Here is a 17,696-nt window from a genome sequence, read left to right as displayed (position 1 = left end):
AAGTCATAGATGCGGGCGTGTTGGCTAAAATGGGTCGGCCGGGATTGGTCAATCTCGGCCGACTATATTTGGCTAAATTATTCCGGCGCTAACAATGCCACAGTTGGTAAGTATCAGGCCCTGTATTCTGGGGCCAGAACACAAATCGAGAGCCTTCCGTGCGCTCTGCGGTGTAAGGCGCCAATCTCAGCAAATCTGTCCCACAATACTGCGCTGAAGAACAAGACGGAACCCCTGAGCCAAACTCCCCTATACCTTATTAAGGCTAAGACAGGCAAGTTCACGCACCCGGCATATTCCAGAATAACATCCTATTGTTTTAGATGCTCTACAAGCATGAACAGCCGCGAATCGGAAAGATCTTCTAGTTTCGCCCCGACTGACCGCCAAGGGCCAAAATGGCCCCTCCATCCCCGGGCGACTGGCTCTGGCGCGCCGAGGAGTGTCCCCAAGTGCCGGCAGAAAAGAAACGTCCCTATCTGCCGGCTAGAGAGCACCGAAGAGGATGGCGTAGGTAGTGGATTCGCCGAGCTTGAGCTCGTCGCCGGGATTGAGTTGGGCGGAACGGCCGGGCTCGACCTGAATGCAGACGCGCGTGGCCCCGTTTACCACCACGGTTCCGTTGGTGGACGACAAGTCCTCGACGTGCCAGATATTTTGAGCATCGCACCAGATATGGGCATGGCGGGCCGAGACATCGTCGCCGACGTCGGTAATATCGCCCTCACCAGTGGCCAGCGCGCCAATCTCAACACCCCGCTCACTCGGCTGAATCCAGCGCGGGGCGCTCACGACAAAACTGTTTTGCACGCGCAGCAAGCCCAAGGGGTGCGCCGGGGCGGGTTCGCGTTCGCCCACGGTCATCGACATGCCAAGCGAACGCGGCGTGGAGGTGCCTCCGCCACAGGTCGCGTGCGCGTAGTCGATGGCATAGTTCACCGAGGACCGCACATCCGCCGAACAACCGACGGCGACAAACAGCACCAACACGGCCTCGGCGCGCTCGGCGGGCATGAGTTCCGCCGCCTGGGACAGGCGATCGAGCGCGTTGCGATAGAGATTCGTGTCCTGGTGGCACTCTTCGAGCGCGCGTACCATCGGTTCACCTGCAGGACCGCACACCATATTGATCACAGCCGTGGAGTCCATGGGATTTCGCTGGCGCAGGGCCAGTTGCGACATAATACGCGCAGCCGAGGTACCGTATTCGGCAAAGTAGCGCTGCTGAAGCGTGCCGACCGGCGCGCGAACGATAAAGCGGGAAACCCAAGAGCGATCGGCGGCTCGGCTCTGCGGGCTGCGGCCGTCGGCGAGCGGACGGGACGAAAGCACCAAGCCGCACAGCTCGATATGGCTCAGATGCGCCGCGCGCTTAAAGATGTCAAACATGGCCCCGCATGGGGTGAGCTCAACTTGAGATGCCATGACCTAGGCCTCCTTAGTCGTAGAAATAGAATCGGACGATACTTCGACAGGTCCGCCAAAAGTACGGGCAGCTGCGGCTCCACCGGCAAGCGGAGTCGCCATCTGGGCTTTTGTGCGTCGCGGTGCCGAAACGGGAAGTTCAAAGGCAAAGCCCATCGCAAGCAAAAACCACGTAAGCGTATAGGTTGCAACCAGAGCGGCAACAAGGCCACCCATCACGGCGCGTTGGGAAAATACGCTACATGCAGCCACAACCAGCACCGGAACCTCGCAGGCAGAAAGCGCAAGCACACCCTGCAGGAAGCCCGAGCGCCGATCGCGCGCAAGTGCCCCCGCGGCAACGCCGGCTATGCCTGGCAGCGCCAACGCCAGTGCGGCAATAATACCCGGTAGCGACCCAGACCACACGAGCGATCCCAAAGTCGCCGTCACGCGAGCGCCCGACGCCAGCAGCGCGGCCGAAACCACGACCACAGCCCAAACCACGCCACAGACGACCGTCGCGCCGACCATCAGCGCGCGACGCACCGCGCGGCCAGACGCATCCATGGGGCACGGCGTGAGCGGCTCGCCGCGGAGCGAACGACCGACATTTTGCGCATAGTGGTCACAAAACGCCGAGAGCGCCGCCTCGACCGCCGCCGGCTCGGGACGATCTTTTTGATGGCTGGACAGACAGGCCATCACCACGTCGAACAGCTGGGCATCGACAAACGCCAGCGCATCGCGTAGCTCTTCGGAATCCGGCTCAAGCCCTAGCTGCTGGGCCTGCTCGGCCGCGGCGAGCGCCACATCGGGCTCACGACGAAGCAGCTGAGTCAAATCACAACCGGGCGCATGGGCACCAATGGGATAGTCGGGCCGTGTGTCCATTTTGAGACGGTAGGGGCTCGCGATGTCGCGCGTCCTTTTGCGCGAACCCGAGGCGCCCGAAGTGCTCGGCGCAGCTTCGTATGGCGCGACGCCGGCAATGAGCTCGTAAACCGTGCTTGCCGCGGCATAGACGTCGATCGCCGGCGACATACGCAAAGCGCGCAGGTCGGGAATATCGTCGGTGAGCATCTCGGGCGGAGCGTAGGCCACCGTCGCGCGACGCAGCGTGGCATAGCGCTCGGTAAAGGATGCCTTGCCGCCGGTACCGGCCACGGCCGACGCAGGCTCGAGCGCCAGCGACGAGCCAAAGTCGATCAGGCACAGGTCAAAGGTGCCCTCGGCAAGCTGCCGGTCAAGCGGTAAACGCGCCGTACGCACCATAATATTAGCGGGCGAGATATCGCGATGGACAAAGCCCTCCCCCACCAGGCTCATGCGGCAGAGCAGGTCGAACAGGTCGCGCCCCAAGCGCGCCGCCACAAGCGGCGATAGGCGTCCGGCATCGTCCACGGCGAGTCGCGAGCGCAAGCGGCGAGCGTCTCGCCCTCGACCCATTCCATGACAATTGCAGGCACACCGTCAACCTCGCCCCAGCCATAGAGGCGGGGAAAGCCCTTAAGGCCCGAAAGGGCGCGATGGCATTCATATTCCTCGCGAAATGCCGCTTTGAACTTGGCGACCAGCGACTCATGGGCGGCATCGTCGTCAAACTCATCGCGCGTCGGCAAGATGAGCTGCTTGAGTGCCACGGCCTCGCCTTGGGCGTTGACGGCACGCGTCACGCGGCCGATACCGCCACGGCGCATGGTGGCATCGTCGGCAAACAGCATCGTAAAACGACGCAGATAGGCAGGCAGTTCGTCCTGACCGAGCGCAATGGCCGGCTCAAACCCGTCGACACGCGCAAGGCGCAGGCCGACCATGGGATCGCGACCGAGCGACTGTGGTGTGGTGGATGCAAGATCGGTCATCATAGGGCAAGCGCCGCCACGTTATTGTTGAAGTTACCGAGCGCGACGTCATCATCGCCGTAATGGCCGACCCATTGACATAGGTTGGTGTAACAGCCCCACAGATTGGCATACTGCTGATACCACTTTGACCGGGGCGAGAATGTCTGACGACCGAACTCGGCTCGAATGACAAACATCTCCCCGACCAGGCTGTCGCACGGCCTGGGATCTCCCGTAGAGTTATAGGTCGAGACCACGTCATTGGCACGAGAAACGTAGCCGTCGAGCATGTTGTACTTGGTCACAAGCCAACTGTGAATGCTCTCTTCATCAGCAGCGGAAAGGCCACCGGAGTTTGCATCGTTGTCAGTGTTGCCGCCCGTCGAGCCGCCATTTCCAGACCCTCCGGTAGAGGAGCCCGACCCAGAGCCGCCGCTCGAACTCGACGAATTCGAGCCGGAGCCAGAAGTATCCGAGCTGCCGGGTTTTCCGGACTGCTGGCGTCCTGCTCCTTCTGCTGCTCGACCTTATTCACCGTTGCCGCCACGCTATTGTTGGACAACCGATCGATGATCTTGGTGTTGGTGAGCACGATGGTTTTGCCATTGGCAAGCGTGACTTCGTTGTCCGGGGCCTCGGCGCCATCCGCATCGTCGGTGCCAAACACAATATGCGCGACCACACTTGCCCAAGCATATCCAGTCGTGGTGCCCAGATCACTTTTGACCTCATGCCCCACGCGCGGCTCGCGTGCGGCATGCGCCTGCATCATGGACGGCACGGTCATGCCATAGGCAGAAACGCCAGCTATGACCAGCACCAGCGAGCACGATAGCAGTGCGTACGCCCGCGGCGCCAAGCCCAGTCGGCGTCGCATGCGCACCGCGGCGCCGCGCTTTGTCTGAGTGCCACCGGGCCGCATGCGTTCTCCTCCAAGAAAAACACGCCGCTCGGGAGCGGCGCATTCATTCAAATCCATATTTGAGTGTATCAGCGAACCCAAAAGGTTGCGCAACGAATGGGCAAATTAAGGATGCGAGTGGAAGCATCCATGCGATAAGCGGATACGAAGCATCTTTGTTGCACAACAAACTTACAGTCGCACAGGGAAATTATGACTACCCCGTGCGTCGCGAAGAAAACATACGGCAGGAGCAGGCTCGCCGCCTAGATCGCGCGGCGGGCCTCGATAGCGCGGCCAAGCGTAAGCTCGTCGGCATACTCCAAGTCGCCGCCCACGGGAAGGCCGCTCGCAAGACGCGATACCTCAACGCCCAATGGCTTGATGGTGCGAGCAAGGTAGCTCGCCGTAGTCTCGCCCTCGATGTTGGGGTTGGTGGCGATAATGACCTCGTGGATGTCCTCGTGGCCCAGGCGCGCCAGCAGCTCGCGGATATGCAGCTGCTCGGGACCGATCTTGTCCATGGGGCTGATCACGCCGCCCAGCACATGGTACAGGCCATGGTAGCTGCCCGTGCGCTCGATTGCCTGAACGTCGCGTGGCTCGCCCACCACGCAAATGCGAGTGGTATCGCGCATCGGATCCTGGCAGATGGAGCACTCGTCGGCCGTGGCGTAGTTAAAGCAACGGCTGCAAAAGTGGACCTCCTGCTTGACCTCCAGGATGGCCTCGGCCAGGCGGCGGGCCTCCTCGGCATCAGCCTCGAGCAGGTAATAGGCGATGCGCTGGGCCGACTTGGGACCAATGCCCGGCAGACGACCCAGCTCATCGAGCAGTTTTTGCAGACTGTGATTCGCACTCATATATATGCGTGTCTTAGAACGGCATGCCCGGGATGTTGAGGCCGCCGGTGATGGCGCCCATCTGCTTGTTGGCGAGCTCGTTGACGCCGCGGACGGCCTCGTTGACGGCAGCCATGATCATGTCCTGCAGCATATCGACGTCCTCGGGATCGAGGGCATCGGGATCAATGGTGAGGTTGACGAGCTCCATCTCGCCGTTAACGGTCACCTTGACCATGCCGCCGCCGGCAGAGGCGTCGACGGTCTGGGACTTGAGGTTCTCCTGCGCGGCGGCAAGCTGCTCCTGCATCTTGCGAGCCTGCTTCATCATCTGCTGCATGTTCATACCGGCCATAATGGCTCCTTTGCGTGCGGCCGCGCAACGAGCTGCAAGGGCAGCCGGGACGCGGCGGGACTTTCAAACTCAAAAATCGTACCACGGCGCGCGGCGAGAGAGCGGGGCAGACGTGTTACCTCAGTCGATATACATGTCCTCCAGCGCAGGCCGCGCCTAAAGATTATGCAAGGTCAAATAATTCGCATCTGCATAATATTGAAAGCTAAATCTTGTAGAGCCGGAATCCGACATTTAATGCGTACCACTAAATGGCCAAATGCCGAGCCACTACTCGAGGCGGCGCTCATGACGGCGGGGTATAATCTGATTGCCATAGATAGCAATTTGGAGGTGCCCCATGAATGCCCCCGACATGCTCCAGAACATCCGCTCAAAACACCCCGTTGCATATTTTGTTCTCTATCTCTTTGTCGGCTGGGCATTGCTGGTTGTCATCACCCATGCTATAGCCTTTGGAGCAGAACTGCTGGTAGCCAGCTCGGACCAGCCCGTCGTCAAATGGGAAGCGACCGATGAGTGCACCGACGGAACCCGAACCATTTACTACAACAGCCCGTCCCTCTACCAAGAGTTCAAGGTCAAGATAAAGGACTCCAAGATTGTCGATGCCGAAATGGGCTCTTTATTTACAATCGGAGCAACCATCAACGCCGAGCAAGTCGAGTACACGGACAGCCACGCGACGTATCGTATCGACCTCAGCACCCTAGGCCGACCGTCACGCACCTGTCTGCTCGAATGCGATATACGCGGTACCGCACTACACATGTCCGAAATACAGATGCGCCCGGACAAAGAGACCTCTTCGTGAGCAGTATGCCCGCCCGCACGGTTACTCCACCGGCTTGAAGATGGTGGCCTGGCCGAAGACGCTGCGGATGAGGGCTTTGGCCTCGTCCTCGGTCTGCGGGATGCTCGGGGCTGCGCCCTGGTGGCCGAAGGGACTGCCGGCGCCGGGATTGGACTCCCAAGGGGCAGCGGGGGCGTCCTCCTCTTTGGGGGCAGTTGCAGCGGGCTTGGGCGCGGACGCCGCACCCGGCACGTCGAACGGGGGCAGATCGCCCCCGCCGGCATCGGCAGCAAAACCGCCGACCATGGCATCGTCGTAGGGAACCTGCTCGGATTCCCACGGAGCGGACTGCGCAGACGGCTGAGCCTTGGGAGCGGACGCGCGCTCGGGCGCACGGGGCGCAGGCTCGGTCGGGAGCTTGCCCGTGGCAGGAGCGCCGGCAGGGTTGTCGGAGCGCAGCCAGGGGGCCTTAGCCAAGTCGGATGACTTGGGCGCAGGCGCGGCAGCGGGCTTGGGTGCGGGGACCGGAGCAGCCGGTTTGGGCGCAGCGGGCTTAGGCGCCGACGGGGTCGGTGCCATCACCGGCGTCGCTTGCCGCTGCGGCGCGCTGGCGCTCGAGGATACAGGGGCCGCCGAGGACACGGGCTGCGGGTCCGCAGATACCGCAGCCCGTGCAGATGGAGAATGCTCCTCATGTTGAGGAGCCGGCGTGCCACCTCCATCCAGGACGTAGTCGACGGTGCGACGACCGAAGACCGCGCAGACCGTCGGCAGGACCACCGATTGCGTGTCGGCGCGACCGAGCATCTTGATGGCAAAGGTCGAGCCCGCGGGGAACGAGACCGTGAGCTTGGAGCCGTCGTCGGCCGTGGCGCGGGCGTTGAGCAAAAGGCCTGCATAGGAAGCCTGACGAGCCTTGACGCGCTCGACGACCTCGGCCCATTTGCGCTGGAGCTCGCCGGCGTCCTCGACCGCGGGGGTCTCGGCAGCACCGGCGGCGGCAACCTGGGCGGCGTTGTTGGGCTTGGACGCCGGCACGGTCGATGCAGTGGGCGCGGGAGCCGGAGCCGCAACGGGTTGAGGTGCAGGCGTTACAGGTTTGGGCGCGGGAGCCGGAGCCGCGGACTTGGGCGCAGGCTGGGCAGCCGGAACAGCAGCGCCGCGGTCCCAAGGCATGCCACCCTGATGCGCAGACGTAGCAGCGGGGGCGGCGGTCGCCGCAGGAGTAGCAGCTCGGGCACCCGAGATCAGCGTCGGCTGCTGGACAGCGGGTGCGGATGCAGCAGGCGCACTCGCTCGAGCAGCAGCCACGCTCGCCGGAACGGCGGCGTTGGCAACCATGGCCTCCAAGCGAGCCACGCGCTCGGCCAATGCCTCAATCGTTAAATCGGCCTCGGGACGCGTCAGGCGCGTGCAGGCGATCTCGAGCACCAGGCGCACGTCGCTCGCACCCCTCATCTCCAAGGCGGCATCGTCGAGCACCGTCAGCACGCGAGCCAGACGATCGGCAGGATGCTCGCCAAAGGCAGCGGCCTCGGCTGCAAGCGCCTCGGCCTGCTCGACACCGCCCTCAAACAGCTCGGCACGGGCACCGGCAACGCAGGCAACGTACACGTCACGCACATGCGCCACCAGGTCGCACGTCAGCTCAAGCAGGTCATTGCCCTCCTCGACCTGCACACGAATCAGTCCATAGAGCTCGGCAACATCGCGATCGGCAATGGCGCGGGAAAACTCGCCCAGGATCTGGTCCGAAACCTCGCCCAAAAGCGAGCGGGCGTCGTCCGCATGCACAGAACCGTTGCCAAAGACGCTCAGCTGCTCCAGCGTGGACAGCGCGTCGCGCATGCCGCCCTTGGCATGGCGCGCCACGATAGCCAGCGCCTCGTCGTCGTAATCGAAGCCCTCCTGCTCGCACACGTATGCCAGGCGATACTCGATATCCTCGTTGCCGATGCGATGGAAATCGAAACGCTGGCAGCGCGAGAGGATGGTCTCCAGAATCTTTTGCGGGTCGGTGGTGCACAGCACAAAGATCACGTGCGCCGGCGGCTCCTCGAGCGTCTTGAGCAGCGCGTTAAACGCCGCCGTCGTGAGCATGTGGACCTCGTCGATGATATAGATCTTGTACTTGCCACGCACCGGGGCAAAGTTAACGGAGTTGATGATCTCCTCGCGCACGTTGTCTACGCCGGTACGGCTTGCGGCATCGAGCTCGTAGACATCGGGGTGGTTGCCTTCGGCGATGAGCTCGCACTCCTCGCAGGTGCCATCGGGCATGCAGCCGCTCGCACCCTCGGCGCGCGCCGCCTCGGCATTGCGGCACAGCAGCGCCTTGGCCAAAATGCGCGCCATGGTGGTCTTGCCCGTGCCGCGCGGTCCGCAGAACAGGTACGCGTGGGACAGGCGCCCCTCGGTAATGGCGTGCTCGAGCGTCGAGACGATATGCTGCTGGCCCACCACGGAGTCGAAGGTGAGCGGGCGATACTTTCGGTACAACGATTCCATGGGTGCTCCCCCGGGTATACTGAGTCTTGTTGCCGCGGCGGCCATGCGGTCGCACGGCATACTGCATTCATAATAACCCGTACGGCGAGCCCGCCGCGATAGGAGTCCAAAGAGCATGGCAGACGCAGAGAGCAACCTCGTTCCCTCCGAAGCAGCCGACCAGGTCGAGGTCGCGCTCGAGACGCAGGCAGCAGCCGATGACGGCATCCTGTACCTCAACGAGTATCAGTACGAAAACGACCTCGTCACCGATTTCGCCCGCTTGGTTGCCTCGCCCAGGCGCCGCGGCTCCCTGTACGTCGCCGCTGCGATTGCCGCGCTCATCGGCATCGGCATGCTGGTGGCCGGCGGCAACTGGATCAAGTTCGGCGTCGTCCTGATTGTATTCGGCGCCTTTTTGGCCTGGTGGAGCAAAAATCTGCACCATACGCTCGCGCGCGACTTTATCGAAGCCGTCGAGGCAGACGAGTCCATGGGCGGCCGCTACCGCCGCGTCGCCGCCAACGAGGACGGCCTGATGGTCTGGGGCAAGAGCGGCAAGTCGCAGTTCTTCCCGTTTGAGAAGCTCGACCACGTACTCGACGGCGAGCGCATCTTTGTGGCCATGTTCGCCGACCAGGGCGTGACGATCCCTAAGGACACCTTTGTGCGTGGCGATGCCGAGCAGTTTGGCTCCTTCCTCAAGGCGCGCATCAACAAAAAGCTGCACATCGAGACCAAACGCAAGAAGATGAAGGCCGAAAAGGCCGCTGCCGAAGCCAAACAGGGCGACAAGCCCCAGGAGACCAAGCGCAAGCAGAAGAAGAACAAGAAAAAGCGCTAAGGCCAAACCAGGCAGGCAGCCTCGCATCCCGCTATCCTCCCCATGCACCCGAGCGTGCTACACTAGCAGCATCTATGCCACCGCGAACGGCTCGGCTCCGCGCCCGCCACTCGCAAACGAACTTTAAACGCACGAGGGTTGGCCATGCCGCTTTTCTCGCAACATACCGCCCGGTTCTCGCCGGACGTTCCTTTGGAGGGCACCAGCTCTCGCGAGCTGCTCAAGCGGTACCAGCCGCTCGAGACACTTGCGACCGGCGGTTTTGGCTCCATCGAGATCTGCCGCGACACGCACCTGCGCCGCCGCGTCGCCATTAAACGCATCCCCCTTATCAACGGTGCCGGCATGCCCGCTAGCGACATCATGGATGTCCTGCGCGAGGCGCACACTGCCGCCATGCTTCAACATCCCAACATCGTGCAGGTCATCGACTTTACGCACGACACAGCCTATGCCTACCTGGTTATGGAATATGTCGATGGCATGTCGCTGGCCGAGTTTTTGCACCGCGCGGACGGCCACTCACTTACCTTTGACGAGGCCGCGGCTATTGCCGATGCCCTGGGCCAGGCGCTCACCTTCGCCCACAGTAACGGCGTACTCCACCTGGACATTAAGCCCGCCAACGTGCTCATCGACCACTCGGGCAATGTAAAGCTCACCGACTTTGGCATGGCGCGACTGTCGTCTGCCGGTGGCTTTGGCGGCTCACGCGGCGGCACCATCGGCTACATGCCGCCCGAGCAGCTCGATATCGAGACCGGCACGGTCGATGAGCGCGCCGATGTCTTTGCCCTCGCCTGTGTGATCTACGAGGGCCTGTGCGGCAGCGCTCCCTTTATGGCGGCCACGCCCGCCGACTCGCTCGACCGCATCATCGGCGGCGCCACCTATCCCAGCGAGCTGATACCACACTTTCCCCCGGGAGCCGAGGCCGCGCTCATGAGCGCGCTCTCCCCCATGCCGCAGGACCGCCCCAACAGCATCGAGGCATTTTGCGACCAGCTCCTTGCCGGTCTGGGCAGCGTGCGCGAAGGCCGTCGCAGCCTGGAGCAAATGGTTGGCGAGCTTTCGGATGACGAGCAGGAGCTCGACGATATCGAGCCGTCGCACTACGAGGACGACGCCATCGAGATCGACCCCGCACTCGGCTGGGCGGGCACGCGCTGGAGCCATGCGCGCGACTACACCATGCGCGCTATCTCGGCGCTAACGTGCGGTACCTTTAGCTTTTTGCTGATGCAAACGGCCGGGGTCGCGGCGCTTCCCGGCCTGGTCATTGCGGCCATCGCGATCGGAGCGGCGGCTGGCCTGGCCCCCCAGATCGGCTCGGCCATCTCGGCTGTTGGCTTTTTGGTACTCATGGCCAACACCACCATGCAGACGCAGGGCATCCTGTCGATACTGCCCGTCGCGGTGATCTTTGCCGCCGCCATGTCCGGTTGGTGGATCGCTTGGGGTCGTACCGAGGCTGCCGCGAGCTCCGCGCTCACCTGTGCACTCGCGCTTGGCTGTCTGACCGGCAATACCTTCCTGGCAGCTGGGGTCGCCGCCGGCGTCGCTTCATTTTGGCTCGGCCCGGCAAGCGCCGCCGCGGCAACGGGCATGGGCGCGCTTTTTGCCCGTCTGGCCACGGTCGCGCTTTCAGCCGGAGGCGTGCTGGGGCTCGGTAACGTTGCCGCAGCGCTGGGAGATCCGCTCCTTTGGGTCGCCTTTGTGCTGGTCGCGGCAACTGCCGCAGCATCATCCGCGCTGCTCAATGCCCATGCCAAGCGTGCCGACCAGGGCTCAAACCTTGCCGCAATCGCCGCCATCGCTGTCACCGGCATCGGCTGCGCAGCGGCGTCCTGTCTTGCACACCATATGGAAATTGCCAGCCTTGCAGCCGCGGTCGTCGCCAAGGCGGCGGTTGCGGGAACCCTATCCTCTATAATCGTTGGGATATGCCTATATTTGCTCGGATACCAAAGAACCTATACGGAGAGTGATCTTTCGTGAACTTCCTGAACATCTTCGAGGACCACGTGGCCGGCATCTTCGGTGCCACCCGTGCCCCGTTCTCCTTTAAGAAGCTTGCTAAGCAGGCCGCTCGCGACATGGAGGATCAGACTCTGGTGATTAACGGCGTCAACACGGCGCCGGCACTCTATACCATCCTTATCGCCGCCGACGACGATCCCATGCTCGCCCCGTTCTACCCCGAGCTTTCGCGCGAGGTCCGCGAGTTCGTGAAGGCGCAGGCCGAAAAGCGCCGCTATGTCTTTGTCGGCGAGCCCCTCGTGCGCTTTATGATCGATCCGCAGCTGCGCGCCGGCAAGTTCTCGGTCTTTGCCGAGAACGTCGATGCCCCCACGCTCGGCCGCCTGTACGAAGAAGAGCGCGCCTATCAAAACGGCCTGGGCCAGAACAACTCCGCGGCAAGCCGTGCCGCCAGCGCCCCGCGCGCCGGCCAGCAGCAGTTTGCTGCCCCGCAGCAGCAGCGCCCCGCCGCCATGCCCCAGCAGCAGCCGACGCCTCGCGCCGCCGCTCCCGACCCGCTTGCCGTGGCAGACCCCTTCGCGCCTAGCGTCCCCGACCCCGCCGCCGCACCCATCCCGGTGCCGCAGACCGTCTCGCGCGACTCGCTTGCCGGCATGGGCGGAGCCGCCGCGACCGGTGCCGCCGTGGGCCTAGGCGCCGCAGCCGGCATCGCCTCCAACATGGCGAGCACTCGCGCCCCGCAGCGCCCGCTCGCCCAGCTCGTCGACGTCGTGAGCGGCGAGAGCCATAGCATCACCTCCGCACAGGTGACCATCGGTCGCGAGCGCTCAGTTTCCGACATTGCCCTGCGCGACCCCAACGTGTCGCGCCGCCACGCCCAGCTCACCTTTACGGGCTCGGATTGGTCGATCGAGGACCTCAATTCCACCAACGGCACGCTCGTCAACAACCGCCGCATTACGCGCTGCCCGCTGCGCAACGGCGATCTGCTGACGTTTGGCCTGAGCACCTTTGAATTTAGGGGATAGTCGCTTATGAACATCGATATCGTCCTTTTTGCAGGCCGCATCGTCCTGGTCGCCCTGCTCTATATCTTCCTGTTCGCCGTCATGAAGACCGGCGTGGGACTTGTGCGCGGGCAGCGCCGCGACTCGGCTATCTGGACGATTGATGTGGACAAGGGTCCGCGCGGTATCCGCGGCATCCACGTAGACATGCTCGGCCCCGTCATCGTCGGTCGCTCGCCATCTTCGGACATCTGCATCAATGAACCGTTCGTCTCGGCCTCGCATGCGCGCTTTTCGCTGCAGGGCCCGGCGCTCATCATCGAGGACCTCAACTCGCTTAACGGCACGCTCGTCAACGGCCGCCAGCTCGTGGAGCCCGCGACGCTGCGCGAGGGCGACGAAGTCCAGATTGGCGACGTGGTCATGAAGGTGAACCGTCGATGATCGACGAGGAGAACAAGTCCGCAACTATGACCGAGGCGCCGGCTGCCGCCGCAGCTGCGCCGGCCCACGCCGCTCCGGCGGGCTCCGCACCCGTGGAGCCCGAGGACACCGTGTTCTCCCTGCCTCTTTCGCATGTAACGCATGATATTTCGGATCTAGCCGATAACGAGGACGAAGAGGATGCCGTAGCGGCGCCCATCGGCGCACATGCTGCGGAACAGCCCACAGCGCCCGAAGCAACCCCGGCGCCGGCTCACTTTGCAGAGCCCGTCGCCGCGGCAATCAACGAGAGCGCTGCGGTGTTTGCGGCACCCGAGCCCGCCGCGCCGGCGTTTCCCATAGCCCCGGCATCCGAGGTTGCGCCCGCGTCTACGCCGGCGCCCGAGCCTATAGACGTCAGCCCGCAAGACGACGAGTCGACCGCCCGCGTGTCCGAGGAGCCCGGCTCCCCGGATACCGGCGATTCCGAATCAAACGCCGAGACCGACACCGTCTCCCCCGGTGACACAGCCGAAATCGACGTTGCCGCCGTTGAGGCCAAGCTCAAAGACCCCGGCTCGACCATGAGCTTTGAACCCCTAACCGAGGAGCGCATCGAGACCGACTCGACCTATGATGCCGGCACCACCACGCAACTCATGTGGGGCGCCCGCTCCGACGTTGGCTGCGTGCGCCCGCACAATGAGGATTCCTACCTGGTGCAGTCGCCGCTCTTTTGCGTATGCGACGGCATGGGCGGTCACGCCGCGGGCGAGGTAGCCTCTTCCATCGCCGTCGAGACTATTGCCAAGACGGCCCCACAGTCCGCCGACGCAGCACGCCTAGCCGCAGCCGTCGAGGCAGCCAATGCCGCCGTAATCGAGGCGGCCCTGAACGGCCTGGGCAAGCCCGGCATGGGCTGCACAGCCACCTGCGCCTACATCGAAAACGACACGCTTGCCATCGCCCACGTGGGTGACTCTCGCGCCTACCTGCTCCACGAGGGCACGCTCATCCGAGTGACCCGCGACCACTCCTACGTGGAGGAGCTCGTGGACGCCGGCGAGATCACGGCAGATGAGGCTCGCGTCCACCCCAACCGTTCGGTCATCACCCGCGCGCTGGGCTCGGACCCCGCTATGTATGCCGACCACTTTACTCTGCATATCGAGGAAGGCGACCGTCTGATCCTGTGCTCCGACGGCCTTTCGAGCATGATTCCCGATAGCGATATCGAGAACATCGCCACGCAGTCCTCAACCGCGCAAATCTGCGTCGACAACCTAGTGGACGCGGCGCTTGCCGCCGGCGGCCACGACAACGTGACCGTAGTAGTCGTTGACCTGGTTGACGATGGCGTCATGCGCGAGGCGCAGCGCGTGCGTCGCCGCAACGTTACTATCGCCGCCATCCTGGCCCTCGTCTTTGTGCTGGCAGCTGGCATCTGGGCCTACACGGGTGTCACCGGCTCGTACTACCTGGGTACCTACCAGGGCAATGTCGCCGTCTGGCGCGGCCTGCCCGGCAAGCCGCTCGGACTCAAGCTCCACTGGCTCGAAAGCGAAACCAGTATCAAGCTGTCCGACCTGCCCGAAGACACGCAAAACCGCCTCAAGGCGGGCATTCCGCAAACAAGTGTCGACGATGCGCAGGACACGATATCCAAGTACCGCCACCAGATCGACGAGGAGCAGACCCGCCAGGTGATCGACGCGCAAACGATTCGCGACAACACCAATCAGGGATCGACCTCCGAATCAGATTCCGAGAAAACCGCCGAACAGTCCGCCGAGGCCGAAGCCTCCGATAAGAATTAGAAAGGGAGTGCCGCTTATGAGTCGCCGCAACACCGAGCTGCTCTTGCTCATCGCCTCGGCGTTCCCCGTCATCCTGCTGTATGCGATGTACGTCCTCACCGCGGGCGCTGCCATCTCCTTTGAGACGCTCGCCGTACCGATCGGCCTCTTTGCCGCCTTTGCCGCGGCCCACATTGCCGTGCGCATCTTGGCGCCCGGTGCCGACCCCGCCATCCTGCCCATCGTATTTATACTTTCGGGCATCGGCATCACGTTCGTGACGCGTCTCGCCCCCGCTCTCGCCATCTCACAGCTCATCATCCTGTTTGTCTCGGTGGCGCTCATGGTGGGAACGCTTGCACTAGTCAAAAACCTCGACGTGGTCATGCGCTACAAGTACACCTTTGGCATCATCGGCATCATTCTGCTGATGCTGCCTATCTTTATCGGCACCACGATCTCGGGCTCCAAGCTGTGGATTCGCATCGCGGGCTTTACCATCCAGCCCGGCGAGTTCGCCAAGGTCTTTATCGTCCTGTTCCTGGCCGGCTACCTGGCCGAGAACCGCGAGCTGCTCTCCATCTCCAACCGCAAGATTCTGGGCTTTAAGATCCCTCGCCTGCGACTGCTGCTGCCGCTGTTTGCCGTGTGGGGTGTGTGCCTGCTCGTCGTCGTCTTCGAACGCGACCTGGGTTCGGCCGTGCTGTTCTACACCATCTTCTTGCTGATGCTCTACGTTGCCACGGGGCGCTTTTCGTATGTCGTTATCGGCCTTGCGCTCTTAGCCGTTGGAGCCGTGGGCGCCTACAAGTTCCTGTCTCACGTTCAGGTGCGTTTCCAGGTTTGGCTCGATCCGTTTAAAGACGCCCAGGGCCAGGGCTACCAGATCGTCCAGTCGCTCTTCTCGCTTGCCGATGGCGGTCTGGTCGGTGTTGGCATCGGCAACGGCATGGCCAACAACATCCCTGTCGTCGAGTCCGACTTTATCTTCTCGGCTATCGGCGAGGAGATGGGCCTTTTGGGCGGCGGCGCCGTGCTCATCCTGTTTATGCTCTTTGCCGTGCGTGGCCTCACCACGGCTGCCCGCGCTAAATCCGACCTCGCCTCCTTTAGTGCCACAGGCCTTACGGCCGCCATCAGCTTCCAGGCCTTCTTGATCGTTGGCGGCGTAACCCGCCTGATCCCGCTGACCGGCGTCACCCTGCCCTTTATGAGCCAGGGCGGCTCCTCTCTGCTGGCGAGCTTTATCATCGTCGCGCTCCTGCTGCGCGCCGGCGACGAGGCGACCGGACGCGAGGCCGAGCTTACCGGCACCGGCACCATGGCCGCCATCACCGATGATCAGGTCGCATCTGCCGCCGCCCCGACGGGCACGCGCTTTGCCACCTCGTCTTCCTACGGCAGCGGCAGCCATTCCATCGGCTCGCGTATGCGCCGTCGCCTGCTCGACACGCCTGAATCCGGTGTGCTCGGCCGCGTTGCGCTCGCCAACCGTCTAACCCGTGCGGTGCTCGCCTTTACGGCGCTGTTCGCCATCCTTATCGGCAACCTCACCTATGTCCAGGTCATCAAGGCCAAGGACTATCAGGACATGCCGACCAACAACCACACCATCGCCCGCTCCAAGTACATCCAGCGCGGTTCCATCATCACGTCCGACGGCGTGACGCTGGCCGAGTCGCTGCAGCAGGAGGACGGCACCTACGTACGCTCCTACCCCAACGGTAACCTGGCAGCGCACGTGGTTGGCTATGTGAGCCAGCAGTATGGCACCACCGCCATCGAGAGCGTCATGAACGACACGCTCACCGGCTCTAAGGATTACTCCAGCTGGAACAACGCCATCGCGTCGCTCGCGGGCCAGACCCAGCCGGGCAACACCGCCAAGCTCACCATCGACTCGCGCATCCAGACGGCTGCTGAGCAGGCGCTCAAGGGCTTTAAGGGCGCTGTAGTGGTCATCGACCCGCGTACCGGCGCGGTGCTCGCATGTGCCAGCTCGCCCACCTACGACAACACCAACATCGATGCCCTGCTGCAGACGGGCGGCGGCGAGGACGGCTCCATGTACAATCGCGCCATGGACGCGCTGTACACGCCGGGCTCAACGTTTAAGGTCGTTACGCTTTCCGCGGCACTCGAGACCGGTACCGCCAGCCTTACCAGCACCTACCAGGCGCCCGGCTCCATGGACATCGGCAACGCACCGGTCACCAACTATGCCAACGAGAGCTACGGCACCATCAGCCTGCAGCAGGCCTTTGCCGTGTCCTCCAACGTCGTCTTTGGCCAGGTGGCAAACGAAGTTGGCGCAAACACGCTCGTGCAGTTTGCCAACGCCTTTGGCTACGGCCAAAAGCTCGGCCAGGACCTGACCTCCGCGGCCTCCATCATGGCCGACCCGTCGCTCATGACCGAGTGGGAGACCGCCTGGGCCGGCGCCGGCCAGCCTGTCGGCATGGACCACACGCCCGGCCCGCAGACCACCGTCATGCAAAACGCCGTGATTGCCGCCGCCATCGCTAACAGTGGCGTGGTCATGGACCCGTACTTTGTAGCCCAGGTACTCGCCCCGGACGGAACCGTGGTCAAGACCACGCAGTCCCGCTCGCTGGGGCAGGCCGTCAGCTCCGCCACGGCCGACCAGGTCAAGCAGGCCATGCTTGCCGTCGTCCAGTCCGGCACCGGCACCGATGCCCAGATCCCCGGCGTCAAGGTCGCCGGCAAGACCGGCTCGGCCGAGACCGGCGGCACCAACGTCAACTCGATGTTCGTTGGCTTTGCACCTTACGATTCACCCACGGTCGCCATCTCAGTGGCCTTGGAGGATTTCGACAAGCATGACGTCAAGGCCGCCAAGATCGCCGGCATCGTCCTGACCGCGGCGCTTGCCGCACAGGGAGCGTGATGCCCATGATCGAATCGGACACCCGAGGCGCGCCGCGGCCTAAGGGTTAGCGGCAACGCGCCACACGGCCCCAGCGGCCACATCATAGGTACTACACACATCGTTGAGC

The 17,696-nt window shown here is 63.3% G+C and carries 15 protein-coding genes; 7 read left to right on the top strand and 8 right to left on the bottom strand.

From position 1 onward, the window contains the following. Positions 1 to 486: 486 nt before the first annotated feature. The 7 genes from I2F59_RS07620 to I2F59_RS07590 form a co-directional block, all read right to left on the bottom strand. Complete coding sequence (locus tag I2F59_RS07620; RefSeq protein ID WP_195503759.1) at positions 487 to 1,425, bottom strand: FHA domain-containing protein; 939 nt, start codon at positions 1,423 to 1,425, stop codon at positions 487 to 489. A gap of 3 nt (positions 1,426 to 1,428) precedes the next feature. Next, positions 1,429 to 2,808: a protein kinase domain-containing protein gene (locus I2F59_RS07615; RefSeq protein ID WP_195503758.1), complete on the bottom strand. Its 1,380-nt coding sequence runs from the start codon at positions 2,806 to 2,808 to the stop codon at positions 1,429 to 1,431. Further along, positions 2,730 to 3,272, bottom strand: coding sequence for a hypothetical protein (locus tag I2F59_RS07610; protein ID WP_195503757.1), 543 nt, complete (start codon positions 3,270 to 3,272; stop codon positions 2,730 to 2,732). Before I2F59_RS07610 ends, I2F59_RS07615 begins: the two co-directional genes overlap by 79 nt. After that, the gene (locus I2F59_RS07605; protein WP_195503756.1) at positions 3,269 to 3,556 is read right to left on the bottom strand and encodes a hypothetical protein; all 288 of its coding nucleotides are present in this window, start codon (positions 3,554 to 3,556) and stop codon (positions 3,269 to 3,271) included. Before I2F59_RS07605 ends, I2F59_RS07610 begins: the two co-directional genes overlap by 4 nt. Further along, positions 3,553 to 4,230: a hypothetical protein gene (locus I2F59_RS07600; protein ID WP_195503755.1), complete on the bottom strand. Its 678-nt coding sequence runs from the start codon at positions 4,228 to 4,230 to the stop codon at positions 3,553 to 3,555. The genes I2F59_RS07605 and I2F59_RS07600 overlap by 4 nt, the downstream gene beginning before the upstream one ends. Positions 4,231 to 4,418: 188 nt before the next feature. Beyond that, positions 4,419 to 5,015 (bottom strand): recombination mediator RecR, encoded by a 597-nt coding sequence (gene recR, locus I2F59_RS07595; RefSeq protein ID WP_006235173.1) that lies wholly within the window; start codon positions 5,013 to 5,015, stop codon positions 4,419 to 4,421. A gap of 13 nt (positions 5,016 to 5,028) precedes the next feature. Continuing rightward, a complete protein-coding gene (locus I2F59_RS07590; RefSeq protein WP_006235174.1) occupies positions 5,029 to 5,349 on the bottom strand; it encodes a YbaB/EbfC family nucleoid-associated protein in 321 nt (106 codons plus the stop codon). A gap of 340 nt (positions 5,350 to 5,689) precedes the next feature. Between I2F59_RS07590 and I2F59_RS07585 the strand changes: the two genes are divergently transcribed. Next, positions 5,690 to 6,163, top strand: a complete 474-nt coding sequence (locus I2F59_RS07585; RefSeq protein ID WP_195503754.1) for a hypothetical protein — start codon at positions 5,690 to 5,692, stop codon at positions 6,161 to 6,163. A 21-nt stretch (positions 6,164 to 6,184) separates the two neighbouring features. Here the strand turns inward: I2F59_RS07585 and dnaX are convergent, their stop codons facing one another. Beyond that, positions 6,185 to 8,650 (bottom strand): DNA polymerase III subunit gamma/tau, encoded by a 2,466-nt coding sequence (gene dnaX / locus I2F59_RS07580; RefSeq protein ID WP_195503753.1) that lies wholly within the window; start codon positions 8,648 to 8,650, stop codon positions 6,185 to 6,187. 115 nt (positions 8,651 to 8,765) lie between these two features. Here dnaX and I2F59_RS07575 point away from each other — a divergent pair, with 115 nt between their 5' ends. From I2F59_RS07575 to I2F59_RS07550, 6 genes are all read left to right on the top strand, one after another. After that, the gene (locus I2F59_RS07575) at positions 8,766 to 9,473 is read left to right on the top strand and encodes a hypothetical protein (protein ID WP_195503752.1); all 708 of its coding nucleotides are present in this window, start codon (positions 8,766 to 8,768) and stop codon (positions 9,471 to 9,473) included. Between the two features lie 144 nt (positions 9,474 to 9,617). Then, positions 9,618 to 11,471, top strand: a complete 1,854-nt coding sequence (locus I2F59_RS07570) for a serine/threonine-protein kinase (protein WP_195503751.1) — start codon at positions 9,618 to 9,620, stop codon at positions 11,469 to 11,471. Next, complete coding sequence (locus I2F59_RS07565; protein ID WP_195503750.1) at positions 11,468 to 12,481, top strand: FhaA domain-containing protein; 1,014 nt, start codon at positions 11,468 to 11,470, stop codon at positions 12,479 to 12,481. The genes I2F59_RS07570 and I2F59_RS07565 overlap by 4 nt, the downstream gene beginning before the upstream one ends. A 6-nt stretch (positions 12,482 to 12,487) precedes the next feature. Further along, positions 12,488 to 12,904 (top strand): FHA domain-containing protein, encoded by a 417-nt coding sequence (locus I2F59_RS07560; protein WP_006235180.1) that lies wholly within the window; start codon positions 12,488 to 12,490, stop codon positions 12,902 to 12,904. Then, complete coding sequence (locus I2F59_RS07555; RefSeq protein WP_195503749.1) at positions 12,901 to 14,700, top strand: Stp1/IreP family PP2C-type Ser/Thr phosphatase; 1,800 nt, start codon at positions 12,901 to 12,903, stop codon at positions 14,698 to 14,700. The genes I2F59_RS07560 and I2F59_RS07555 overlap by 4 nt, the downstream gene beginning before the upstream one ends. 16 nt (positions 14,701 to 14,716) lie before the next feature. After that, entirely contained in the window at positions 14,717 to 17,587 is a 2,871-nt protein-coding gene (locus tag I2F59_RS07550; protein WP_195503748.1) for an FtsW/RodA/SpoVE family cell cycle protein, read from the top strand. The last annotated feature ends 109 nt before the right edge of the window (positions 17,588 to 17,696 follow it).

The sequence above is a fragment of the Collinsella aerofaciens genome, from assembly GCF_015556945.1.
GTDB classification, from domain to species: Bacteria; Actinomycetota; Coriobacteriia; order Coriobacteriales; family Coriobacteriaceae; genus Collinsella; species Collinsella aerofaciens_AO.
This window is presented reverse-complemented; position numbering and strand designations above follow the sequence as displayed.